At 48.3% G+C, this 24543-nt stretch carries 27 protein-coding genes; 9 read left to right on the forward strand and 18 right to left on the reverse strand.

The window, feature by feature from the left end:
- Positions 1-4 precede the first annotated feature (4 nt).
- On the forward strand, positions 5-871 hold the full coding sequence (locus tag R9X49_RS20380) for a type II toxin-antitoxin system PemK/MazF family toxin (RefSeq protein ID WP_319850111.1): 867 nt from the start codon (positions 5-7) through the stop codon (positions 869-871).
- A 269-nt stretch (positions 872-1140) separates the two neighbouring features.
- Here R9X49_RS20380 and R9X49_RS20385 read toward each other — a convergent pair whose 3' ends face one another.
- Complete coding sequence (locus tag R9X49_RS20385; RefSeq protein ID WP_319850112.1) at positions 1141-1320, reverse strand: hypothetical protein; 180 nt, start codon at positions 1318-1320, stop codon at positions 1141-1143.
- Positions 1321-1563: 243 nt separating this feature from the next.
- Here R9X49_RS20385 and R9X49_RS20390 point away from each other — a divergent pair, with 243 nt between their 5' ends.
- Entirely contained in the window at positions 1564-1758 is a 195-nt protein-coding gene (locus tag R9X49_RS20390) for a hypothetical protein (RefSeq protein WP_039308002.1), read from the forward strand.
- A gap of 47 nt (positions 1759-1805) precedes the next feature.
- Positions 1806-2057 (forward strand): hypothetical protein, encoded by a 252-nt coding sequence (locus R9X49_RS20395; protein ID WP_319850113.1) that lies wholly within the window; start codon positions 1806-1808, stop codon positions 2055-2057.
- Between the two features lie 94 nt (positions 2058-2151).
- On the opposite strand, the gene R9X49_RS20400 is transcribed toward R9X49_RS20395, so the two are convergent.
- Positions 2152-3363, reverse strand: coding sequence for a tyrosine-type recombinase/integrase (locus R9X49_RS20400; RefSeq protein ID WP_319850114.1), 1212 nt, complete (start codon positions 3361-3363; stop codon positions 2152-2154).
- 1097 nt (positions 3364-4460) lie between these two features.
- Here R9X49_RS20400 and R9X49_RS20405 point away from each other — a divergent pair.
- Together R9X49_RS20405 and R9X49_RS20410 are read left to right on the forward strand one after the other, a co-directional pair.
- The gene (locus tag R9X49_RS20405; RefSeq protein ID WP_319850115.1) at positions 4461-4712 is read left to right on the forward strand and encodes a helix-turn-helix transcriptional regulator; all 252 of its coding nucleotides are present in this window, start codon (positions 4461-4463) and stop codon (positions 4710-4712) included.
- Between the two features lie 6 nt (positions 4713-4718).
- A complete protein-coding gene (locus R9X49_RS20410; RefSeq protein WP_413775903.1) occupies positions 4719-4943 on the forward strand; it encodes a helix-turn-helix transcriptional regulator in 225 nt (74 codons plus the stop codon).
- 89 nt (positions 4944-5032) lie between these two features.
- Here the strand turns inward: R9X49_RS20410 and R9X49_RS20415 are convergent, their stop codons facing one another.
- From R9X49_RS20415 to R9X49_RS20435, 5 genes are all read right to left on the reverse strand, one after another.
- Positions 5033-5278, reverse strand: coding sequence for a helix-turn-helix transcriptional regulator (locus tag R9X49_RS20415; RefSeq protein WP_319850116.1), 246 nt, complete (start codon positions 5276-5278; stop codon positions 5033-5035).
- A 419-nt stretch (positions 5279-5697) separates the two neighbouring features.
- Positions 5698-8469 (reverse strand): hypothetical protein, encoded by a 2772-nt coding sequence (locus tag R9X49_RS20420; protein ID WP_319850117.1) that lies wholly within the window; start codon positions 8467-8469, stop codon positions 5698-5700.
- On the reverse strand, positions 8469-10388 hold the full coding sequence (locus R9X49_RS20425; RefSeq protein ID WP_319850118.1) for a hypothetical protein: 1920 nt from the start codon (positions 10386-10388) through the stop codon (positions 8469-8471). The genes R9X49_RS20420 and R9X49_RS20425 overlap by 1 nt, the downstream gene beginning before the upstream one ends.
- Entirely contained in the window at positions 10388-12904 is a 2517-nt protein-coding gene (locus R9X49_RS20430) for a hypothetical protein (RefSeq protein ID WP_319850119.1), read from the reverse strand. Before R9X49_RS20430 ends, R9X49_RS20425 begins: the two co-directional genes overlap by 1 nt.
- A 16-nt stretch (positions 12905-12920) precedes the next feature.
- Positions 12921-13100 carry a hypothetical protein gene (locus tag R9X49_RS20435; protein ID WP_319850120.1) on the reverse strand — a complete coding sequence of 60 codons (180 nt, stop codon included), beginning with the start codon at positions 13098-13100 and terminating at the stop codon, positions 12921-12923.
- A gap of 164 nt (positions 13101-13264) precedes the next feature.
- Here R9X49_RS20435 and R9X49_RS20440 point away from each other — a divergent pair, with 164 nt between their 5' ends.
- The 3 genes from R9X49_RS20440 (at position 13265) to R9X49_RS23200 (ending at position 14763) form a co-directional block, all read left to right on the forward strand.
- The gene (locus tag R9X49_RS20440; RefSeq protein ID WP_319850121.1) at positions 13265-13651 is read left to right on the forward strand and encodes a single-stranded DNA-binding protein; all 387 of its coding nucleotides are present in this window, start codon (positions 13265-13267) and stop codon (positions 13649-13651) included.
- A gap of 44 nt (positions 13652-13695) precedes the next feature.
- Complete coding sequence (locus R9X49_RS20445) at positions 13696-14016, forward strand: HGGxSTG domain-containing protein (protein ID WP_319850122.1); 321 nt, start codon at positions 13696-13698, stop codon at positions 14014-14016.
- 534 nt (positions 14017-14550) lie between these two features.
- Positions 14551-14763, forward strand: coding sequence for a KilA-N domain-containing protein (locus tag R9X49_RS23200; protein ID WP_413775906.1), 213 nt, complete (start codon positions 14551-14553; stop codon positions 14761-14763).
- A gap of 18 nt (positions 14764-14781) precedes the next feature.
- On the opposite strand, the gene R9X49_RS20450 is transcribed toward R9X49_RS23200, so the two are convergent.
- From R9X49_RS20450 to R9X49_RS20470, 5 genes are all read right to left on the reverse strand, one after another.
- Complete coding sequence (locus R9X49_RS20450; protein WP_319850123.1) at positions 14782-15327, reverse strand: hypothetical protein; 546 nt, start codon at positions 15325-15327, stop codon at positions 14782-14784.
- A complete protein-coding gene (locus R9X49_RS20455; protein WP_319850124.1) occupies positions 15302-15484 on the reverse strand; it encodes a hypothetical protein in 183 nt (60 codons plus the stop codon). Before R9X49_RS20455 ends, R9X49_RS20450 begins: the two co-directional genes overlap by 26 nt.
- A 422-nt stretch (positions 15485-15906) precedes the next feature.
- Positions 15907-18672, reverse strand: coding sequence for a DUF927 domain-containing protein (locus tag R9X49_RS20460; protein WP_319850125.1), 2766 nt, complete (start codon positions 18670-18672; stop codon positions 15907-15909).
- The gene (locus R9X49_RS20465; RefSeq protein ID WP_319850201.1) at positions 18665-19012 is read right to left on the reverse strand and encodes a hypothetical protein; all 348 of its coding nucleotides are present in this window, start codon (positions 19010-19012) and stop codon (positions 18665-18667) included. Before R9X49_RS20465 ends, R9X49_RS20460 begins: the two co-directional genes overlap by 8 nt.
- An 11-nt stretch (positions 19013-19023) precedes the next feature.
- Entirely contained in the window at positions 19024-19293 is a 270-nt protein-coding gene (locus R9X49_RS20470; RefSeq protein WP_319850127.1) for a hypothetical protein, read from the reverse strand.
- A gap of 133 nt (positions 19294-19426) precedes the next feature.
- On the opposite strand from R9X49_RS20470, the gene R9X49_RS20475 reads away from it, so the two are divergent.
- Entirely contained in the window at positions 19427-19603 is a 177-nt protein-coding gene (locus tag R9X49_RS20475) for a hypothetical protein (RefSeq protein WP_319850128.1), read from the forward strand.
- Positions 19604-19699: 96 nt separating this feature from the next.
- Here the strand turns inward: R9X49_RS20475 and R9X49_RS20480 are convergent, their stop codons facing one another.
- The 6 genes from R9X49_RS20480 to R9X49_RS20505 form a co-directional block, all read right to left on the reverse strand.
- The gene (locus R9X49_RS20480) at positions 19700-20599 is read right to left on the reverse strand and encodes an ORF6N domain-containing protein (protein ID WP_319850129.1); all 900 of its coding nucleotides are present in this window, start codon (positions 20597-20599) and stop codon (positions 19700-19702) included.
- A gap of 26 nt (positions 20600-20625) precedes the next feature.
- A complete protein-coding gene (locus R9X49_RS20485) occupies positions 20626-20937 on the reverse strand; it encodes a hypothetical protein (RefSeq protein WP_319850130.1) in 312 nt (103 codons plus the stop codon).
- Positions 20938-20950: 13 nt separating this feature from the next.
- A complete protein-coding gene (locus R9X49_RS20490; RefSeq protein ID WP_319850131.1) occupies positions 20951-21178 on the reverse strand; it encodes a helix-turn-helix transcriptional regulator in 228 nt (75 codons plus the stop codon).
- 113 nt (positions 21179-21291) lie between these two features.
- On the reverse strand, positions 21292-22116 hold the full coding sequence (locus R9X49_RS20495; protein WP_319850132.1) for a hypothetical protein: 825 nt from the start codon (positions 22114-22116) through the stop codon (positions 21292-21294).
- A 97-nt stretch (positions 22117-22213) separates the two neighbouring features.
- Positions 22214-23473 (reverse strand): tyrosine-type recombinase/integrase, encoded by a 1260-nt coding sequence (locus R9X49_RS20500; protein ID WP_319850133.1) that lies wholly within the window; start codon positions 23471-23473, stop codon positions 22214-22216.
- Positions 23474-23661: 188 nt separating this feature from the next.
- Positions 23662-24525 carry a YicC/YloC family endoribonuclease gene (locus R9X49_RS20505; RefSeq protein WP_107169060.1) on the reverse strand — a complete coding sequence of 288 codons (864 nt, stop codon included), beginning with the start codon at positions 24523-24525 and terminating at the stop codon, positions 23662-23664.
- Positions 24526-24543 lie beyond the last annotated feature (18 nt).

Below are 24543 nucleotides of genomic sequence, written 5' to 3' on the forward strand. Positions count from 1 at the left end.
AATCATGAGCATAATTAAGATTAACTATTATGATGTGAATAATGCCAATTCCTTATTGGGAGAGGAGACGTTACTAAATATTGATATTTGTGAACTACCTTATAATCCTCAAAATGAGAACGTATTTATAAGAAGGGATTTTTCAAATATACCATATTCCATGTGGAAAGTAGATGATGTTCAGACCACCGAAGATACTGAGAAAAATACTATTACCTGTGATATTTATCTTAACGCTGTATATTTTAAGCCTAAATCTATTGCTGAGAAACATGGGACAAACGGTAGTAAATTACTAAGAGGTAGATTAGTTGAATGCGATTTTGGATTTTTCTCTCAAGATTACCGCTCTGGTTTCCCACCACAAACAACTTTGAATAATTACAATAAGAAACTCCCTTTTGAAATGGTCAAGCGGCGGTTAGTCGTAATAATTTCTAATAGAGAGGATCCTGCTTTAGTTATACCAATTAGTAAAGCTAATAAAGCTGTTGATGCAAGAACGGTCGTAGAAATTACAAGTTTACCCAATGATTTGGTACGTTTTAGTAACCCTCAATGTTATGCAAAAACAGCAGCTATAACCCAAGTGTCTGGACACCGTCTCTTTCCATTACGTTACCATTCTAACGGCACGAAAATTTATGATTCAAGAATTGATAAAAAGCTTTCAGTAGGGGATATAAAAAAGATTAAAGAAGCTGCGTTGGTTTCTATAGGTGGGGCAGGTATCTTGACAGAGTTAGATTGCGTGAAGGTAACAAATGAACAAGCGAATAATGAAATTATTTTAAAAAACAGCAAGATAGAAGATCTAGAGAAACAGGTGAATGAGTTGACCAAACTGATTGATGATTACACTAAACCTTGAGCTTGACATCTGGTATTAATGGCGTATTATTGTCTCTGAGAGCGAAAGCTCACCCACAAGAGATTATAGCCTTAAGAGAAGCAGCTTATCTTAAGGTGTTTGCTGGAAACAGCTCGCTGCTAAAAGAAGTATAAAAAAAGCCACCTTAGTGGCTTTTTTTATACCCTAAATCTAACTGACCTCGTTCTGATTTAGGGTGTAAATTGTCAAAGCTTATTTTACCTGATGAATCATAATTGCCCCACAATCTTCCATTTTTAGTATGAAAACTATTTAGTTTGAATAGTTTTTTCTATCTGAAAATCTTGATACAGCCAGTCGAGCCTTTCCCAGAGGATGAACGTCAGAATTTCTTTGACTTGCGGCTGTTTGGTCTCGATCACGGCGTAGATCAACGCTCTGCACTGATCGATAATTTCTTCCTGCTCTAAAGGTGTGTTATCGAACATGCCCCACCTCCGTAGCTTGTTGCCAGAACAGATTAAAATAAAGTTTAACTTGTTTAAGGTGCTGATCTTCCAGAAGCGAATTGCTAGACTTGCTGATAGCCATATCGTTAACTCCATAACGGTGTGGTTAGCCCCTGTCTGGTAGTCGCATACCTTTCAGGGGCGAAACGGGTGATGAGTGTAATGTGTCTTTGTGATAGTGTACGTACCTATAAAATCCAGCATAGTTAAAAAGGTACGTACATGTCAACGATAAAACGTGATACGAAGAAATCTTCATCAACAGGTAAATCACCGACTTTCCAGATACGCATCTCGCCTGAGCTACGTGAACAGCTAGATGAAGTCGTAGCAAAAGAAGGTGTCAGCCTCGGCAACTGGTTCAAAGAGCTTGCCCGTCAAGAGTTGAGAAAGCAGGGGATTGAGCCGAAGGGGTAAAATTTTCTATCCCTGCACAGTCAAATACAAATTAATAAGAGTGGTCTATGTCGAGATTTATGCTGATACCAACAATAATATTGTTGGCTGGATGTGCAACTGTTCAGTTCAATGATGGAAAAACTGTAAGCATTCAGGCTGATGGTTGGTATGGACTGGACAGCTTGCAGAATACTGCTGACAAAGCCTGTCAGCAGTATGGTAAATCCCATGCAAGATATCTGCATAGTGCTAATATGAATCCCCATCTACCTATTGGCTCTGGTGTTCAGAATACCATGTGGGAATGTAGTGAATGATCGGCCTCTCATTTATTTAATGCACTTAGAGATAATATTTAATTGTTAGCTAAAATTTTTACAGGACAGATCAGCCTTCAATTTTATAAAGTGATCAAATCACCGCTTTAAGTAATTCAGCAACTTTCAAATGAGCTTCTTTCCGCTCTTCAAAATAATCATATCGGTCATAGATGCTTTCAACGCCTTTGAGCTTATGGTTAAGGCATCTTTCGGCGACATGAGGAGGAACAGAAAGAGAAGCAAGCAGACTACGGCAAGTTCTTCTCAAATCGTGGACAGTAAAATACTCAATATCGCCCATATGATTCGGTGGCTGGATTTTCCTTCCTGTTTCGATACCAAAGAGTTTCGCAATAGCCCTGTTTAGCGTATCGCTTCCCATATGCGGTGTTTTACTCGCTCTGCGATTAGGGAATACATATTCTGAACCGTAAGCTCTTACCTTTAGCTCATTCAATAGCTCAAGTGCTAATGGGGGTAATGGAATAACAATTCCCACACCGGATTTGCTTCTTTCTTTTGGTAATTCCCATTTGGCTTTATCTAAATCAAACTCAGCCCAGAGAGCTTCTGTGAGTTCGCTTTTTCGGACACCAAGTAGTAAAAGTAATACACAGGCAATGTAATTATCACGGCTAAAACTATCACGGTGATTTCTGAAAATCTGGAAAACAGTTTTCAGCTCATCCCGACTTAACACCCTTTCTCTGCTTTTTTCCACGCCACCCGCATCATTTACCTTAAATGCCGTTGCCGGATTATTAAGGATTAACCCAAGTTTGATGCCGTGATTGAAAAGTTGCTTCATATACAACAGCGCATCGTTGGCGATAGTGGGTCTGCCACTGGTCGTAATATTTTGCAGAATAGCACGGACATCGAGTGGGGTGACTTTACCCATAGCCAGTTGACCAATGTGAGGGGCGATATCTTTTTTAAAAAACCGCTGGGGGATTTGGGGATATTTCAGCCGTTTAACCAGATCTTGGCTCCAGTCATCAAACAGGTCATTAACTGAATAGATTTTTTGTGGTCGGTTGAGTTTTCGCTCAACAATAGGGTCATCCCCAGCAATGACTTTCCGGCGTGTGTCCTCTGCCAGCCTACGAGCTTCAGATAATGACAGAAAAGAAACCTTCCCAAGAGTGATTTCTCGCCTTTTGGTCTGTTGAGTATATCTCAGCATCCAATAGGGCTCGCCTTTAGGCGGGACTTTCAGATACAGGCCATGACCATCACCATATTTACCGGTTTGCCCAGCTTTCAGGATTGCCTGGATAGTTTTAACTGTCAGTGAACCCATTCTCATATCCTTCAAAAGCGCTGTAACCTTTGTGGCAAGGCGCTACGTCTTAAGTGGGGGGTATGTAGTTATAGACCGGGGGTTTTTTCTTGTAAAGGAAAAATCCTCCCCAATCTACCCCCCACTTGGCAGTGGTTTTTGATAGATTTTGAGAGAATTAAGTAGACGATGTTTTTTGTTAAATGCCCTTAAAAACAGGGCATTGTAGAATTTAATGGATGTGAGTAGAACTTCTTGGATCTGTTTATTGAGTCGGTGGGTTAAAGCCTTGCTGTAATCGGTTTTTTGATAATGCGTTTTTTCTATGTGTACACCCTTGTGTACACGTTAAATTGGAGTGTACAGCAATTAATCTTTCCTTATGCGTGGTGGTTAATCCATTTTTACACTAACCCAAGTAGGTGAAAGCACAAACTGTTAGGCCGGATTTGTCTGGGCCGCCGCCGACGCGGGCGTGCTCTAATCAACGTTGTGCGCTCTGGCCCTTCTTTCCTGCATATTCATGCCATGATGCTTACGCTGATTACCGCACATCCAGCATGAACATAAACATGGGGTTTGGTAGCAGGATCCGATGGCAACAGCACTTCCATTCCCTGCATTATGGTAATGGGTACGTTTTTTCTTCAGACGTGACTCATGATGTTTGCGCCATGAGCGATTTCTTTCTTGCATAAGAGAACTCCACAATGTTAAACGGAGCGGCCACACCTTCGCATGACCACCTTAACGGGAGTTCTGAATAGATAATTTTTCTCATGGCCGGGAATTTACCACACCTCACTTCATATCGTCACTTGGAACAGAAACGGCAATGTTATAAATACACAGAACATTGCTGGTTCAGTTAGTTCGGTTGGTTCATTTTATTAAACCATATGATTTTAATGATTAATTTTTTCATTTTTGAACTAACGTAGTGAAGTTTTGAACCAACAAAATAATCCGTTTGAACCAACAATCCTTAACCAAGGCTCTCATCATTGCGACTTTCAGATAACTACTTATGTTCGTTATTTTGCACTGCCTATAGGATATTTCACTATGGTATCGCCGAATCAGTGCGATGAAGGGAATTACTTGGACCAAGGGAATGCATGAAAAGAGCTTTAGGGAAAAAACAACTGGTTGAGATGGTTCCGCTATCGATCTCCGTTATCGAAAGCCTGGAGCGTAACGGTGAATTCCCGAAACGCTTCTACATCACAGACCGCCGGGCGGCGTGGAACGCTGACGAGATTGAAGCGTGGCTGGATGAGCGGCAAGCGAACGGGCCGAAGACGCTATCAACCTTCATCCCCCCACCGCCGAAGAAGCGCGGGCGACCACCTAAATCGGATAAGCGGTAGCGATCGATGAGCAAACATTCACACATGCTGGATGACCCCATAATTTTTACCAGAGACATATTGAAACGCTACGGCATCAGCCCTAAAACACTGTGGAAATGGCGTGACAGCAAGAAAATGCCTACTTCTTTCAAAGAACCTTTCCCCGCGCCAGTGGTGCCGGGCAACCCGAACCGCTGGCGGGAAAGTGATGTGTTGTCATGGGAAGCAAGAAACGTGGCTGGCAGTTAATACCTGCGAGATCATCGCCCCATAGCAGCCCAAATGATTGCCATCCGGTAAGCCTCTAAATGGGGGGAGGTAGTAACCATCCCATTACTTCAACTTCTTGCTTTTGAGTGATTCGGGTTCTTCTCGAACTTCTTCGCCATTGACGGATCTGGCGTTGCCGGGTTCTGCTGACGCGCATCAAGCCACGCCTCTACCTCGTCGCCGTTCCAAGCTACGGCGCGTGCGCTTATCTGGAAACGCTTCGGGAACTTGCCAGCCTTTTCAAGCGCGTAAATTTGCGACTCGGACAGCGGAACGATCTCCAACAGTCTCGACTTTCTGATTGCTGATTTCATGCATACCTCGAAATTTAGACGTAAAAAAGCCGCTATTGCAGCGGCCATCGTTTATTGAGACATGTCACGGACAAAATGGTTTCACCTCGGCAGAACTAGGGAATAAGGAGCCTCCCGCTTGATGGATTGCTATTTATCGCCCGAAAGTTCAGATATCCTTTTTTTCTCTTCCATCCGTTTCCTTTTCCACCAAAGCGATATCAGGCCATCTTCGTTGTCCTTCTTTTCGCCTCCGCCATCAAATCTATACCCTATAAAATAAATAGATACGACAGAGGATAGCAGCATGAAAACCCAAGGAAATGCATCCTCTAGATTTCCGTACCTTATTAGGCGAAAGTCGCGATCAGCAATCGAAATAATCGCGATGAAAAGGCATATCACATATATCGCTACAATTATCTTTCTTACTTTATTTATCATTCTCCTACCGCCTTACCCCAATCAGGCGCGCGGCGTGGCGCCATGTCACCCGGATTCCACCAACTGGTTACATCGTATTGGTTGCGTGCGCGATCCCGTACGCGGTCGTTGTAGCCAGGATTTGCCATCTCTTGTAGTTGCTGCAAGATCAGGTGATTTGTTACCGCCTTGGTATACCACAGATTAGCAAATGGTGTGATCATGCGTGCGGCCTTAATGGCATCAGCACCAAAGGTTGTATCCTCCCCCATCAGTGCCTTCTGCGGGTTGGTGATCAGCAACTTCATTAGTTGTTCCGCAAACCCAAGTACAGGGCCACCAATAACGCCCGCAATACTTGAACCATACTGCGTTTGGTCTTGCAGCAGGAAGTCACCATAAATGCCGAATGAACCACCTTTCAGCAGCGCTTGTACCCACGCCTTGCCGGTGGTCATATCGATAGGGTCATTTCCTGTCAGTAACGCATTCATCTGGTTGGCGAACATGCCAGCCAGAGTTGTACCAGCAATATACCCTGCCAGAAACTTTAATGCTGGTACGCGATCGAGGTCTTGCGCACGAGTAACCATCTGGCGAAACCCTGCAAACGGGGTAGTTTTGAACAACATGAAGCTGCGGGTCAGTTCACCAGCGGTGTCACGAGCATAGGTATCGATACCGGTCGCGGTAGTCACCGCACTGGTCATTTCGCCGTGGGTGATCCCCAGCAGTTTCTGGGCTGCTTCTGCGCGAGCATTACGAATCATACGTGCGATGGTTTGCTCTGTCTCTGCTTCGAATGCTTGGCGCAAATTCTTCGCCCGTGTTTCGCTCAATTCACCCATGCTGGAAAGCGCTTGGTCTGCACCGGCGCGCACATCGTTTATTTTGTCGGCCAGGATATCCATGATTTTAGCGTCGGGCACAGCATAGATAGCATCTGGCGTCATACCCATATGACCGTTAGGCGTCAGTGGCCGCAACTCGGCCGCATTCATGATCGCCCAATCCTGCGATGTCCATCCCTTGTTGGCGAGAATAGTTTTATCTGAACCTTTCAGTGCATCCAGGGTGGCATGCTGGCGGGTTAAAGTGCCCAGGTTTTTATACATCAGCAGGCCAAATGCCGCCTTGTTGGCTCTGTCCATTGCTACCAGACCAGACCATTTAAGCGTTTTCTCCGCGAACCAGCCCGTGATGCCCCGCGTCAAGTCGAAACCACCCATTTTCGACACCACAGCCGCATGGGTATCCACCAGCAACCCCAGATCGGCGTTGGCGCGTTTTGCGTCACCGCTGAACAGGTTGCGCAGTGTATTAGCCGACAGGCGCATGCCGTTGCGGTCAAAGCCCAGTGCCTGCGCGGTAGCGCGCATAATGGCCTGATCAGAGGTGGCAGTGAATACACTGGTGCCGAGCATGGCAGAAGTCATCAGGTTGCGTAGGCCGCCAATGGCAGACGAGAACACGCCGGAGCTTTGCACACCATTAAGGCCAGCCATTGAGTCGAACATGCGCTCAACCATGGCACGTTGTGATTGCATGTCTTTGATCGGCTGCCCTGCGCCATCGATCGCCACGCTGCGCTGATAAATTCGGTCAACCACCAGACGGAAGTTATTGGCGGCATCGGGGCCGAAAGCTTTAGCTACGCCCAGATCACGCGATGAAGATTGCAGGTGCCCCATCATCACGCCAGCCACAGGTTGCTTCGTGTAGCGCTCCATGTATCCGAAATGGTTGGTCGCATCTTTGAACGCCATCACGCGACTTTGTGATCCACGGTTCTTAATGCCACCGGCACCGATGAATGCACCTGGTTCAATCTTCTGAGCGCCATCCGTTGCCTTGCTTTCAAAGATGGACTCCAACGCCTGGCGGTACGCGATATCGTTCATTTGGGTGCCATCAGAGTTTACGAACTGCGAACGCTCTTGAGTATTCCACACATCATCAACCCAGGCTCGGCGGGCAAAGTCTGCCGGAGGCATGCGGCCAAACGAAATCGCTGCGGTGCGTTCTGCTGGTGGCAGAGATGCCAGCCATTTATCACGGCCAGCAGCACGGATTAAATCGGCATCATCGGCATAAGGCAGATGCCAATCATCACGCAGGCCAATATCAAAACCTGAATCGTTCATTTCCTGCCGCGCTCGACTGGTAACATCACCCCAGATTTTTGCCACCTTCTTGGCTGCGGGGTTGCCGCTATCCTCGCCGTACAATTCTTTCAGAATCTGCAACTGCCCAGATTTGGCCGCCGCCTGATTGAACGGAAGGTAGTTGCGCAAGCGCTGTTCACCCAATGCTTGGGACTGATAAAAGAATTTCTGTACCTCCGGACCTGCCTCCATCATCTGTGAGCTAAGTTGGCGCGTCCAATCCTGATAGGCGCCCGTGGCCAGTTCTTCCGCTGACGTTACATCAATCTCTTTACCGTCCTGCACTCGGCGGCCAGAGAAAATAAACTGCGCCAAATTGGCCGGCGTCTGCTTGTTTTCTGGCACAACGCGGTTCAGCGTGTCAGTAATGTTGTTGATGGCAATCGCATTTTGCGCCAATCGCTGGCGCTTCTTGAATATGTCATGTACAACGCGGGCAGCAACAATATCGGCGGCCTGCCGGTACACTTCTGACGTTGGTGTGCCTGATTTACCGGCCCGAGCGTTCATTCGGGAGACTTGTTGCACTGCTTCACGGATCCGGTCTTCGATATTCTTTAGTTCAGTAGCCAGCGGCTGGCGACCCAACGTCTGGGTGATTGCATCGATACACTGCGGTTTCATTATGAGTTCCTCAGGAAGCAGGCTGCGGCCACACTGTAAACGCGAGATTCTTTCTGCACGGTGGCGATCTGCTCATCCATGTCCGCCAGCGCTTTTGATAACGGTACTATTTCACCGGTGTCGGGATGCAATATGTTTAGTTCTGGGTTGCTCTGTGACATGTCACGCGCGGCCATCAGGTCATAACTATTGCTGGAGATAACCGCGCCGGTATCGGGATCGGTACTCACCTGTCCAGTTCCATCTTCACCCACGCCAGAGAATGTACTTTTCTGACGGAGTTCCGGCGCTTGGGTGAGTTCTTCGCGCGGTTGTGAATAACTGATGCCATTTTCCTTATAGGCTTCTTCCATTGCCGTACGTTGCTGTTGCCCCTGTTCGATAGCGCCAGGTTTTACCACACCATCAAGGCCACGAACCTGCTGAACCACGTTAACAGACTCGCCACGCATCAGTTGTGCTGCCGCCCGATCCATGGCAGCTACATGGGCGTTTACGCTCTCTATACTGCCATGCGCCACAGGTGCAGACTCAATATCGTAATTAAGCCCTTCATTCATCGCGTGTGCCGCGTCCACGTCGCTTGGACGGATGTCAGCTTCTCGAACAAGTCCGCGCATGCTTTCGGGGATTATTCCTTGCTCTAAGCGAGAAAGATCAGCCTTTGCTTCATAAAATTGTCCGTTAGGTTGATGCGGTGCCAGTGTTTTCTGTGCTTCTTGTAACCGCTGACGCGCTCCATCCAACTGACTACTAATTTCATCCAACTTATCTTGATTGGCTTCATAGTAGCGACGATTTGCCCCAGTACTGCCAGTCGGCGCTGCATCACGGATAGCCTTATCTTCAGCCTCTAGCCTGGCAATCACCCTCTCACTGTTAGCAATTTCCGACTGCCAAACTTTTCGATCACCCCGGCTCATCAGTTGCCCGGACATATTTTGCAACTCGGTAATCCGGCTTTCATAGGTTGGTTCCGCCACTGAATCATGCACCACCTGAGGGGGGCTCGGTTGTTGTTCAATTGGAGAAATTTCTGTTGTTACAGGCTGCTCAATATTATTAATCTGGTTATCGGTGGAGATCGCTTGCTGCTCATCTGGCGGCAATATATCTGAATCAGTGCGTCCCGTTTCGCGGCCTGCTGTCCAATGATGAAGACCACCAAAGGCCGCACCCAGTACACCATCCACCAGCAACGCCTGTTTATCCCATGCCTGATATTGCTTCGCCAGATCTGAGTAGCCGTTATCTTCCAGTGTGTCGCTGACAGCAAACCGGCTTGCAGCACCAAAGCCAGTATTAATGCCTACCCCCGACGCCAGCCGAGTTAACAGCCTACCGCCAACACCTGCGGGCAACGCCATACCGGCGGCATTTGCGGTTCCCTGTTCCAGCGCCAGCGTGCTGGCGGTCTCAGGATCAACACCCTTTGACAGAAACTCCTGGCGCGATGGTTCGTAGGTGCTGCCGAATGCCGTAGCGCCACCAGCAGCCGGGCCAGCAAAAACAGAAACAGCCATAGCTGGTACGAATTGACCAAGACCATCAAGCACCTGCGCAGCCGTTCCCTGTGTGCCAGGTTCGGGCTTGATGTATTCACGCGCTCGCTCTAGCGCTTTGCTGGTCGAATCATAAGCTTCGGTAATTCGCTGATCGGCATCCGGGAAGAGTGCCTTGAACGCGCCATAGGTGGGAATAAACTCCTGCAAGTATTTGGGGTCGCTGATCAGTTTCTGGTCTGCGGCTACACTGGACTGCAACACCCCAATGGCACCTTCAGCGATTCCACGAGGTAAAGCGGAGATCGAACCTGCCATAAACCCGGGCTCATAATCTTCTGGCCGGGCAGCCTTGTTCTGTGCCGCATTATCTGTCCATGCCAGCCCCTCTGGTGCCAGTGAGAAAATATCAGCCATTATTGCACCCTCACGACAATATAATCACCCGTACGGGGATTTAGCGCCCAGCGGCCACTCCCAGCCACCAGGCGGTATTGATTGTCACCGACGTTAACTGGACGGAAATTGCCGACAGCGCCAGGATTCAACCCCGCCTCAGAAAACACGCCACGCGCTGCACCATGGAAGCGATCTTTGAACGTGCTCTTATCCATACCAAAAGGCATCACCACGTCGCCGCCGTTGAAGCTTTTATAAACACCGCCGGTGGCATACTGCACTGCTTGATCTGAAAGATTGGAAGTTACAGCCTTGGTGCTCATATCACTTTCTTTTCCAGATGAATATGCCAGCCCAGCATAGGCAGACTTAAACACGCTATAGGCCATCTGGTGCGCCTGCGGGTTGTATTGGAATGCATTGCCAACAGCCAAATCGAATGCTTCACGTAACTTGTCATCGCTGGGCAACATCACTGGTTGCATGCCAGCCTTTTTCTGCGCCTCAGTAGGATTGATTAACTGATCCCCCAGCAGAATAGTTTTTGCTGCTTCGTACTTGTCCATGGTGGGTTTGTACTTAATGAACTGGCTATAAGCGATCGTCGGCTGCCGGTTGTTGTATTGGTTATCCTCCGGTGCCAGTAGCAGCGAAGCGTACGCAGTGGCGGCGCTATTGGGGGCTATTGAGCCAGTAATGCTGCGTAATGCCTGTGGCGGAAGAGAACGCCCAAAGGCTTGCAGTAGGTTGACAGACTGATCGACGTTGGTTGAACCACGAACCATTTCAGACAGGCCAGCGGCCTCTTGCTTGGACAGTAAGGGCGCATTGATACCGAGGGCTTTCAGCTTATCGGAATTTGCAAAACGGATTTTCACCTCTGCCGTGATATCGTTCGGGTTATTGCTGACGATCGGTTTAAAGGCTCCCATATCCACCGCCGCCTGGTAGGGGTCAGACTCGCGGAGACTGATCACTCGATTGGCTGCCGCCTGAACGTGATCAAATGCCGCAGCGCGGCCGGCGAACCCTTCACCTTCACCCAATTGACCTTTCAGGTCAGCCACATATTGGTTGATACTGGCCGTCGGCATGTTGCGAAAAGAGCCAATGTACTGGCCAGCCACGCGCATATTGGAAAAGTCTTCGTAGCGCTGGCGCCCTTCGCGGTAACCATACGCCTGGATGAACTTCCCTTCCGTCGGCGCGTTAGGATACTCAACACCTTTCAGGTATGAGGCAGTGGCGTCCTGAACCACGTCAGTAAGCTGTGCGCGATACTCCGCCCGCTGCTGATTCTCCATTGTCATAGCCTGGCGAATATACCGCCCCTGATCAGACGGATCTAGCAGTGAGAATGCCGTGCTTTTTGTTACTCTGCGGCCAGTATCGGGAAGCGTTGAAATTCCAAGCGCTGCCTGAATGCCTGAGTTAACCTGTTCCTGTGTATACGGCATTGAGCCGTTTTCATGTTGAGTGATGGCAGTCGCCATACGTGTTAGCGTGGCGGGATCGGTGAGGTCAACTGGCGTATTCGCTGGGATACCCATAGCCTTTGACACGGCGGAAACGTATGCCCCTGTATTATTCTCTGATGGCGGAGCCCAACGATTGATGATCTGATCAATCGTCTGGTATCCCTGCCGACTGTAAGAAAGCAGGTTTTTACCCAGCGCCCGAATACCGTGCTCAGGTGTGGCAAACGTTGCATACTGACCATCGCTGCCAGTCTGCCCCTCCCATGTGTTTGCAGACTGCACGATGTTGCCAGGGTTGTTATTGCGAAGTCCGCGCACAGGGCCAGCACTGGATGGCACATGAGCAACACCACCAGCATCAGAAGGCTCGCCGTTTCTCTGTAAAAACTCGGCAACCTGACCAGCGCCAAGTTGGTTTTCTACGTTTTGTTTAGCTGCTGCCTTTTTTGCCTCTGTTAGCTTCGCCTGGATCTGTTCGTCACTCCACCCATGAGCAAATCCAAACGTTTTAATGTTTTCAGTCATCGACTTAAACCGACCAACCCACGCCGGGTTAGAGGAATCAGTTTTTGATAGCTCGTCGATATCTAAATCAAGCGTTCCCTGAAATTGCCCGTACTGAAACTTCTGTGTCTGATCGCGCTCATATGACCTTATTTGTGTTTCGTACTGCATATCCATGCGCCTAACTTGCAGCGCAAGCTTATCTCGCATTGGCCCTGCCGGAACGCGGCCCAATATCTCTTCACCTTTAGCCTTAATGCTCGCTATAGTGGCGATGCCGTGAGGCATAGCGTCCTTTCCCTGCTTCGTATACAGCCCATCGTTTGGGTTATTTAGCCGATTATTGGCAAACTCCTGGTACTCTACCTCGCCCTCCTGCGCCTGAGCCAAATTAGCCCTTCCATGAGCCTCCGCCACGGCTTGGACATAATCTTGCCCGACCTTAGCAAACCCAGCGCCAAAATCATCTGGAGTGAATTGTTGATTGTTCGGCGCTGCGGGGATGCCACGGCTGCTAACCTGAGGGCCACGCACTACGGGTACTGTTGGCATAGTTAACCTCCAGGTATCAGTGATTGGCCTTCATCGGCAGGTTCAGGGCCTTATCGATCAACACGCGCGCGATTGCATGGATGCTTGGTGCTATGCCTAAGGGGGATTTCTGTTGTTCTTCTTCCTGAATTAACTTCAGTTTCACTATCTGCTCTTTACTGAGAAGTACCGGTTTCACTGTTGTCTGTCGTGACATAAACACCTCACCTGTCATGATTAATACAATATCAATAATTGCATATAATGAAACAATGACATGGCATATTGCAAATAATGAAATATATGGTGATGATTATTTAGACACTGAGTTTGGTCTCACGCTAGTTAGTAAGTGTCGACTCAACCAAATGGGAGTGAACAGTGACTGCTCAAATTTCAGCGTATGGCCGCTTGGTGGTTGATGTGCAAAGCCGTACCACCAGCAGCGGCAACAACATGAGCTTTGCCCGGATAGCGGTATCGCTACCTTGTCAGCGTTCTGATAATGGGGTGAGTACTTTCTGGCTAGCGGTAACAGCCTTTGGCAAACAGGCCGACGCGCTAGCGAAGCATCAAAAAGGAGACATGGTGAGCGTGTCGGGCGATATGCAGATCACCCAATGGACGGATGGGCTCGGTGTTGGGCAAACCGGCTATCAAGTGATTGCCGACAGCGTGGTAAGCGCCAGAACAGTGCGCCCAAGTTGTCGAAAGGGTGCCATCGGACAACCAACAGACGCATTACGTCGTGCGAGAGAGGGAGGTTAAGGGTACGCACAGAGTGAAAGTAACCATCACAAAAAGAGGTGTCCATGGACAAGAGAAAAATCAAAGTAAAACGCCTGGAAGCATACTATGAGCGACACCAGACCCAATATGATGTGTGGGCACAATCAGGCTATGATCCTCGATACAAGCCAACTGAATCATACCCCGCCGATTTGCAAAACCTTCAATGTGGGGCCACCACCCGCGCGGGCACTCCCTGCAAACGCAAAGATATTTATCGCAATGGGCGATGTAAGTACCATGGAGGTATGAGTACTGGAGCTAAAACACCAGAAGGGAAAGCTCGCCAGATAGAAGGGTTTCGTCGCTGGCTTGAAGGAAAACGTCAAAGTGAACCCGAATAACATGAGGTTCGTATTCCTTGTCACATTTATCTCCAAACCGGCACATAGCAGGCTTACCCCATGTACTGTTCACTTTTGTTAAGGTTGTTTTCTACCTACCCCATGAATGGTAGACAAAACTAGACTTCAACCAACGCTACAGCCCCCTTAGTGATGGGGCCATCAGCAACGGCAATGTGCTTTAAAAAGCCTCCGATCATGACAATGCGATAAGTGCATACATGGATAAATATATTATTACTCCGACAGATCTGTCTGTTGCCGTATGGTGTCGAGAGTCAGTTTTCCAAGATGCATCCCGACAGAGTTAATCGTTGGTGTTAGTACTCCGACAAACCGCATACTCAAGATCAACTCCATAGATAACAAGGCGCAAGAAATTGCGCATTATTAGAATTGCGTAGTGCGCAAAACGAAACTGAACGGTAGGACAAAGAGCACAACAGAGCTTCTGGTAAATGCCAACCAGGTGAAAATTGCGTTACCTGCAACCTCACAAAACCTCACTTTGCAGATCACATCGCTGGCGTTGAAATTTCCACGGATGCCGAAGGGCGGTTTAACCTGAACTCTTTACATAAAGCGAGTGGGGCGGAGAAAAAGAACGGGCCTAGCTATTGGTTGGTTCTCGATGGTACAAAGCAACTGATTGCTGAGCTTGAAAATCAAACTACCCAGATCTCGGTAGTTACGAAAGAAGGCAGGAACGGCGGCACTTTCGCTCATGAGCTGTTGCGTGACATTTAACAAAGTAGGCGCTAGATCTTAAATCTTCCATTTATCTGAGAACAAATCCTCATCAAGCGGCATTGCATCTGATTTTGTCTTATCAAAAAAGTCATAGCTTATTGAGATTGCCGCCTCTGTGAATGCAGTTTGCTCTGATGCATTATGCGCGTCAGAGTCTAAGAAAAACATAAGCAATGCATCGCGGTTTTTATTTACTGAGTACACTAAAAAACTGTTACTTGTTGGCGTGTATCTTACATCTACTGCCGCTATATCTTTCCAATTATCCCATGCTGACTTTTTACCACTAACGTCAGTTTTACTGTCTTCAGGGGTATACGCTCCAGTATCTACATGGCTATGTCTTACATGTAGTGACAGGATTTCGGTAGGCCTGGCAAATGCAGCATCCTTCCCAATGTCAGGATGGTAGCCGTTTTTCCAGAAATCTTTAAAAGCGTCCGCAACTCCCTTTAACTTTGGGTCAGATGCGCAAAGGGCCGAGAATTTCTGCGTATGCAGTACTCGACCCTTATATGTTACGACGGTGTTACTGTTATTCTGCGACGCAGACGAACTCATAGTTTCCCTTGTCATCGAGAGAATCAAAGAAGGTACGGGAAACACGCTTAGAGTGCTCTTTATCCATAGTCACTCTGTTAGCAGTCACGCCTTCTGCTACCAAGCGTCTTGCGGCAACACTCGAGCGCTCTATCGCCCGTTTTTCGTTGTAACGCATGACATCACCTCATGATAAGATACATCACAAATAATTAACTCAACAAAAGGTTGAATTACCTCACAGGTAATTTTTACTCAAATTTGAGCAAACTTCAACCGCCATTTTCAACCACGCTGAAAACCCTCTGTATAAAAGCTCATTAAAAAAGGCCCGAAAATGGGCCTCTAAAATCTTACACTCTAAACTTCAACGCCTTTACTCCGCTTTTTGAAGCATCGTTTTGCTACAACTCCGCCCAAGCACAATATCTGGCGTATGCTCTCAGTGATCAGTCACTTCGATGTTGGTTCAAATCTCCAATTTGTCAGTTCATGGTTGGTTCAGTTTGAAAGTTTATTTTCAGTAAAAACAGGTACATTACCAAATCGAACCAACCGAACTAACTGAACCAACACCATTTATACGCATGTGAAAGGGTTCTATTCTGGCTGGCTATCCTCCGGACGGTATTGGAGAACATAGACGTTTACCTGTCGCCCATCAACACGCGGAGACTTACGCTGATAGCCCCTTCCGCTAGTTGGCGGGTTTAGCATTCCAGCACTGCGCAGGATCTCGGCAAACTGCTGTGCATTAAAACCCTTAGCAATTTCTCCTTCAAAAGCAGCGGGAAAAGTGTAAAAAATCATCGGATCTTCGTTATGCTTCCCTCTGTCACGGTATCCAGCCAGGTTCTGTATAGGTAGGTCTTTGTAGCTGTAAGGGAGTGGGGCGAATCGGCTTAGTCCGTGGGCATTCAGGAACGCCTCACACTGCTCGATAATCTGCTGGTGCTCTTTGTTCCCGGTGCCAAACTCACGCAACCAGGCGTTATAACTATGCTGGATTGCGTCCCGGCATTTCTGTGTGTCCCACCCAGTGATGGCAGTTGACAGCAATAGCGCCGCTTCCAGAATGGCAAACCGCGCCCCCACCCGGTGAACCTGTTCGCCATAGTCAGCAGGAATAAGACTGCGCCAGCGCATTTCAGCGGCTCTCACCGCGTCAATGGCCTGTTGCTGGTGGTCAGTAAGCCATTTCACCCATTCGCGTCCGGCAGAGCCGTGATGGTTCTGATAGGCGTCTTTCAACGCATCCGCATGCTGCTTACCATTGCTGTATTCATGAAAGCGAACCGCCTTACTTAAAGGGATATTAAGCAGGCGAACCAGTTGCCCGGCTTTGGTTCTTCTTCCAGTAAGGGCGATGAAGGTTTCCAGATCCATTTCTCCGGTGCTGATCGCTACCGTGCGCCAGCGTTTTAGATCCCGGTTACCGCCTTCTTTAGCCCCCTGTAATTTGCCAACGCCGTTAAATAGCGCGTAAGCAGATTGTGAGACGCTGACAGGATCGGCACCTTGCCCAACCTCATCCAAAGGCATCAGACCGTCATTGTGGGCTGCTGCTTCGTTTGTCAGCCCCAACGCGGTGCCGTACCACGTTAAACGCAGCAAATCAGGATCGCCGTAGAGACTGCTTGCCACGTTTGCAGTGGTAGTTTTCCCAGCGCTGGATTGCTCATAAAAATGGATACCGAATCCATCCGCACCACTCAGGCCGATCAGAGGCGCAGCCAGCGCCGCCGCTATACCTGTCATCATGGCGTAATTACCATCCACCAGCCGGGCAACATGCTTGCGCCAACTTTCGCCCGTACCTTTGATGGTGTACCCGGCAGCCGCTGAACTGCGGCCACTAAACAACACGGGCACATCCGGCTTACCGATAATTTCACCATCTGGCATGATATAGGCACCGCATTGCCATCCCGTGGCGTGAGCGATACGCCAAATTTCATGCGTGGCGCTGCGCTGGAGCCAGTCAGCCAAAATTGCCCGTAGGCTGCTTTTCGTAGTGACATTCACGCCGCCATTTTTCAGCGTTCGCCAGCCTTCACGTTCACCAATATCAGCCAGGGGGATCGCCTGTGTGGTATCTGTGCTTGTGCCCACCGCTCGCCAGCGCAATATCAGGTATTGGTCTTTATCGTCTCGCCCGATCCCGACAACATTCAGCCAGGAGCAAAGCCAGTTTTCATTGTTGATAATCTCGCCGCTACCATTGTCGAGCTTCGGGGTCACATAAAAAACCCCATCTTTGCGGCGTTCCACTCTGGGTTTCAGTGGATCGTGTTCGGTTTCGCTCGGTTTCCTTCCATCAATCGCATTCAGTTGGGCGGTCACACTTTCCCCCTTGTGCTGGTATGTGTATTCATTAAATGCCTGTATGGCGGCTTCCAGCCCGTTTTGTGCGTGGTAATCATTCCAGTCGGCTTTGTAGTCAGTCGGGGGTAGTGATACCCACCCAGCTACAGCGGCGGCCGCTTTTTCTGCGGCGTCTTTCCCGGTGTTAGGCCGGTCACCAGTGGGGTAATCGTTATCAGCAGCAATAATGATTTGTGCTTGCGGATGCTGCCGGCGCATCACCTGCGCGACGGGCAACAGGTTCCCTGCGTCGATAGCTACCACCACCAGTGCGTCAGGGCGCATTAGGTGAACGCTTAACGCTGTTGCTAATCCTTCGGCAAGGATCACCGTAGCAGGCTGCTCTAGCGCATTAACGGCATGGTATGCGCCTTTCTTTGCTGAACCACCGAGTAACCGCTTTTCGCCTTTCGGTGTGATGGTCTGCGCTGCGGCAACCGCGCCTGAATCATCAACCAGTGAAAGTAATAACGTTCCATCAGGCAGAACAGGGAAGGTGAACCCTTCTAGCCCTTTGCTGGTCAGGTATGCACTTTCACCCGGTGCGGGTTTCTCCGCGAGCGCCTGGTACTTTGAGGTAAATGAGTTCCGGCGTTGTACGGCGGCGTCGGCTGCTCTTTGCTGGCGCTCCTGATCACGTTGTTGCCGTTCTGCGTCTAATTGATCCTGTCTTTGGCGGGCTGTGTTGCTGTCAGTTTCGGCTGTCCGGTAATCAATACCCAACACATCCGCTACCGAGAAAGCCGCCTCGGTGGCGGAACATTGGCGAACGTTCATCACCAGAGCCAGCCCATCACCGGCTTCGATTTCACAGTGGCGGCAATGCCATGTTCCACGCCCTTCTAGATCATCAAACTGAAAGCGGTCAGTCCCGCCGCATGCGGGGCAGGGGCCAAGGCCGCCCCTGTGGTGGGGTATATCGATCCCCAACATTGGCAATACATCAGGCCAGTGCCCACGAGCCACACTAGATACATGGCGGATTAGGTCGATATTACGCATTGATTTGGCCTCCCTGCGCTATCGATAGTTCCATATCGCCAACCATGCTTTTCCAAATTTGCCTTCCATGAATGGTCAGAGCAGAACCTTCCACGCAAGCGGCCAAGATAGTGGCAGCAACCTCTTCCCACTGCCGATACTCCTGTTGTAATGCTTCCAGCAGATAGCTATCCACCAGTTGGCGCATGCCTTGAACATTACCAACGATATCCACTTGTACCGCTTGCCCAGCGGCTTCGATAGTGAAGAAATCCCCGTTATTCTGTCGCCGTATAGCTGCATACAGAGCGGCCGCATACTGATTAGCCAATGCATTCAAACGGAAATTTTTTGTTATCAGTTTCGTTGAAGTCATGATGCTGCCCCCATTGCTTCTCGGCGGCACTCATCATCTTCAAACTCCTGACGAATATTGAGATTATCGAGGAGCCGAGTACCGATACTATCAGCAGCATCAACCAGATAACTTTTTTTATGAGGATCAATGATTTCATTGATGCTTCGTATGATAGATAAGAGACATTCCATTTCATGAGCGATGACACATGTCTCACATGAAGCGGGTAAGGTTTTGACGTCAGGGGTGAATGCGTTTTTTGTGATAGTATTCTTAGTAGCCATGATCGTTACCTCGTATAACGGTTTGGTTAGAGGCCCGGTTAGTGCGTCAACACTACCGGGCTTTGCTTTACTAAAAGCTATGCATTGGTGTACATTTACAATCAATAACTTTAATATATATGGATGAACACCAATGTCAACCAATGAAAACCAAAAAGAACGCCACGTAGTACAACTTCGGCTTGACCCTGAGCTTTCCGAGCGTTTGCAGATCGCAATGAAAGAGGATGGTGATGACAACAAAGCTGGCTGGATAAAGAGGCTACTGCGTCGAGAGCTAGACAAGCGAGGTATTGACCCAAAGAATTGACCCAAATGACAGTTGCATGTGTTTACCTGTCTGGTATTCTGATACGGCTTTAGATTTTTGCAGTGACTCAGGCGGCCCGGCATGGTCGCCTTTGTTTTATTGAGCGCTAGCATGCTTATCTCCTGACAGATCTTTATCGTGGGTAAACTCACCATTCCAGTCCGACTTCATCGGAAGTTCACCATTCAAATAGTGTCGATAGATCCACACAGCCCCTTTCCTTAATAACACCGGGTTGTAGGCAATAAACCCTTCTGATGCTGGCGGGCTAATGGTGCTGGTTTTTTCTGTCAGATAACGATCCCGTGCATAGGAGTAAACGCGCCAGCGTGCATTGTTACCCTCTGGATTGTCGTCATATAGCCACCCGACAGAAGCAAGGTAGGCGTTAACCTTGCTGCAATTAACACCGTTGAGGCGTTTGCAAAACTGTACCGGCGAAAGCCCGTTAGCAAACAGTTGCTCTAACCGTTCGATGTATTCCGCCTGCTGGTGCGTTATGACAATGGCCTTGCGCTTTGCTTCAAATTCATCTGCCCAGGCGCGTGCAGCGGCGGCGGGATCGGTGAAGTTGGGAACTGCCAGCGGCAGTTGCTGCTCTCTTTTTTGGGTGAAGTAGCAGCTCTCCAGGATTTCAAAGAAAGACCATGCGGCATCTGTATCGACAACCTTGGACATACGGGCTGCACCACGTTCCGTCCATAAGGTAACGCTTCTGGCTTTGTTCGATATTTGCGCGTCAGCATTGCTGACTCGCAATTGTGCCAACTCTCGACCAGCGACATTGAAGTAATGAATGCCTTCGGTGAATCGCTGCCTATGGGAAGAAAGATTGGTACGAATATTGGTTGTCCCTGTGTCATATCCTGTTGCCAAGGTTTCTGTCGTGACCACCCGAACGCCTTGCCATTCAATAACAGGCAGGTGCATCGGTTGAGTCGCTGGATTTTGGGTGTGAGAATTCCCCTGGCCAGAGAAGGCCATTTCATTTTTCATGAATTAAACCTCTTCGGTTTGAGACGTTAGAAATCCAGATCTGCTGGCTGGTCTTTATTTTCGAAATGCGACTCCAATGCTTTTGATGCTATCCAAGCCTTATATAAATTCGTTCGCATTCTGGTTATTTCTTTTTGGTTCACAGCCAATGAGCATATATGGTTATTAATGTTTTCGATTTGAGTTAAAATTTCAGTAATAACTTCCCCTGGCCTTTTATAGGCAAGAGCATTTATGAAGCATTTGATATCAGCATCAAAGAGATCATCATTAGTTTCCACTTGAGATAGGTTATTAGATGCTCCAGATCTGATATGGAAAATATTGTTTTTTTTCATTTTTAACCCACTGCTATTTATTGATATCTATTGATGTGGCGCGGTCTTTCAGCCACTCATTTATTTCTACTGCATTGAATGCAGTTACGCGCTCAGAAATTTTTAAAGGGGATGGTAAGGTATGATTTTTCACCTTTCGCCAGATCGTAGACTCATGCACGCCTAGCAGTTCAGCTAATCGTTTAGGTCTGATGTAGCCGCTAGTGGGGATAGCTGTTTGTGATGCAGCTTGATTCTTCATGGTGGCCTGTTACTCCGTATAGGTGGTTATGCGAGGAACAGGCTTAATGATGTAAGGAAAAACAGTTGAATACAGGAAAACATCAGATGTTAATGGAAAAGATTGATGTTTTCCTAACGTGATTTAGCTCTTTTAATCCAATTTTCCAATGACTTGGATGCAAAATCTTTATAGGGAATACCTTTCTCACTGAATTTTCTTGTGATCTGAGTCTCAAGGCTCTCTCTACTTAACTTGTCGATCCCACCATCATCAATAAAAACTAACTGTAGGAGGGAATAAATGAAATCAGCCTGTACCGGAGATGTCTTAATTTTCCTGTCTTCATCATCCAATGGCGATTGTTTAATTTCGTCAGTGGGCATGGGATTACCACTGATGGAGTGGTTATATATCTTCTCAATATCATCTCGTGTTATGAAAATATCATTCCATTTATCAACTAATGATTCTTTCATTATTACAGAAACTGAATAATCATCGTTGGATAAACGGTAAATTCCCAAGGTCTGAGCAATTGATTGTGATGATAGTATTTTCCACAGTCCTCCTAACTTGCCAGTAACAGTATATAAAAACTCCCCTTTGTTTTCTATGAATCTCTTTTCTATTGGTATTGTTGGTTCATAAGTTAACATTATTCCATCTATCTTTAGCTCTTCGTATATGAAATCGTCCAACTCATGGTCAACATGTTTAACGCTTAATACATTGTTGTCCGAGTCCAAATCTCTTTTCGAATAAAAACGCATTGTACCTAAATAGCCTTTGGGGTTAATTAACAGTTCCAAAGCGCTTATGTCATGCCAATGTAAAAAGTCTTCTGCTTCACATTCCAATAATTTTGCAGCGCGCGTTATTGAGCAATATTCTAGTGGTGCAATTCTTTTATCCTTCCATATATTTTTTTTGTTCTGATTGTTATGTGATTCTGTCATAGCGTTACCTTTCACGCTGTGCCTTAAATAGGCGATTGGGCCAGATGGGTAAGGCTTCCCACTTTTCACCCCGTCGAGTTAGGCTCAATCTGTTCGGTTAATTTGTCTTTCTGATAGGTGTCACGTTGTAATCTTCGCCATGCTCCAGAGCCACCAGCAGGTTAGCCCACAGAGTTAATGCCGCCTTACGTTCGTCGAAATACTGGTAACGGTTATAAATCCCCTCAACGCCTTTTATCCGGTGATTCAGGCAACGTTCAGCCACCACGGGATCAACACCTAACGCGGCCAGATGAGTGCGTGCTGTACGCCGGAAATCGTGAATAGTGAAGTTAGGCACATCAGTCATTACTGCCCGTACTTTCACCAGTGCGACGGGAAGCGTGCTTTCCTGAATATGTGGGATCATGCGATTTTGCATCTTTCTAGCTGGAAGAACCCATGCGCTATTGCACGAAAACGAATGAAGCTCTCTCAACCATTCGAGTGCTGGTGGAGGGAGGGGAATATCTATTGGATCGCCGTTCTTGCTGCGTTCTTCTGGTAAATGCCAGATGGCAGCGTCTAAATCAAATTCTTCCCAGCGCGCTGCGCACAGTTCCATTTTACGCACACACAGTGTTAGCAATAATTTAAAGGTAAGCTCATTCTGGCGACTGAATCCCTTTGCTTTCCGCATAGCCTGAAACAGTTGGATAAGCTCATTCCGAGTGAGCCACCGTTCACGGGCCACCTCTTTGCCGCCAGCATCTGATACTTCAAAGGCTGAACACGGGTTTATTTCTAAAGCATGCCGTTTAATCCCATAGTCGAATATGCGACGTGTCCAGCGCAGAACGTCCGTTGCTATGGTTGGCGCTCCGCGATCTACGATGCCTTTTAGCATGTCATCAATATGGCGTGGTTTAACGTCATCGACCTTCATGTGACCAATGCAGGGGTTTATATCCTTGTCGATACGGCGGCGCAAAATGTCGGGGTGCTTCCAGCGGGGTAAAATCTGGCGTTCAAAGTATTCGGTAGCTAGGGCAGAAACACGCAGCGCGTTTTTTTCGGCATCCATCTTTGCTAATGCCTCGGCTTTTCGCGCCTGCTTCTCACCTGCTACGTCATGCCCCAGCGCAACGCGGGCGGATAACTCTTTGGCTGTTTCTCTGGCCTTTGCCAGTGATAATTGCGCATAAGAGCCAATTAGCATGGCACGGGGCTTCCCAGATAACTTGTAGCGAAATCTCCACGTGGGGGTTTTATCAGCCTCCCGGTATCTGAGGTAAAGCCCGTTACCGTCTGAGCGGCCTTCAAATCGCTCCCCTGCCTTTATCCAGGCGCGGATCTGCATATCTGTTAGTTTTGGCATTGCGAATACCTGAACATTCAATAATGGGGTGTACCCAAGTCACCTTGCATTTTTACTAATAGGTACACCTCTGTGTACACGGTAATCATGCGCTGTTGTGGTTCCTTATGCGAGTATATGATATTAAAAAAGCCCGGCATAGTGCGGGCTTATTGGTTTTTTGCTACTTTGTGAGAGTTTATGCGATTTTACTCGATATTCTGAATCTGTTCCCGCATTTGCTCGATCAGTACTTTCAATTCAATGGCTGAAGCGGTGACGTCGGCGTTGATGGATTTCGAGGCCAGCGTGTTCGATTCGCGGTTGAATTCCTGCATCATGAAGTCGAGGCGGCGGCCGACGGCTTCTTCTTTTTTCAGGATTTTGTAGGTTTCTTTGACGTGAGCGTCGAGGCGGTCGAGTTCTTCGGCGACGTCGACGCGCTGTGCCATCAGCACCAGTTCCTGTTCCAGACGGTTATTTTCCAGCTGTACCTGCGCATCTTCCAGCTTGCTTTGCAGGCGTTCGCGCTGCCAGAGCAGGATGTTCGGCATCTGGGCGCGGACTTTGACGACTTCGGCGCTGACGCCAGCCAGACGCTGTTCGATCAGCGCTTTCAGCGCGTTGCCTTCGCTTTCACGGGCGGCGATGAAGTCATCCAGCGCGCCTTCCAGTGCTTTCAGCAGTTCAGCGCTGATGGCGTCTAGATCCTGCTCTTCTGCCGACATTACGCCAGGCCAACGCAGAATATCAACCGGGTTGATTTCCCCTTCGTCGCTTTGCATTTTGACCCAGTTGGCGGCATTAACCAGCTGTTTCGCCAGCTTTTCGTTCAGGATCAGTGCACTTTGCGCACTCGGGTCGAGTTCAAAACGCAGGTTGCATTCGATTTTGCCACGGGTCAAACGAGCGCGGATGCGCTCACGGGCTACAGGTTCGAGGCTGCGGAATTGTTCCGGTAAACGAAGATAGGTTTCCAGATAGCGCTGGTTAACGGAACGCAGTTCCCAGGCTGCGCTTCCCCAGTTGCCCTTGATTTCTCGGCGGGCGTAAGCGGTCATGCTGCGAATCATTGGTGCATACCTGTAAAG

The organism is Pectobacterium carotovorum (genome assembly GCF_033898505.1).
GTDB classification, from domain to species: Bacteria; Pseudomonadota; Gammaproteobacteria; order Enterobacterales; family Enterobacteriaceae; genus Pectobacterium; species Pectobacterium carotovorum_J.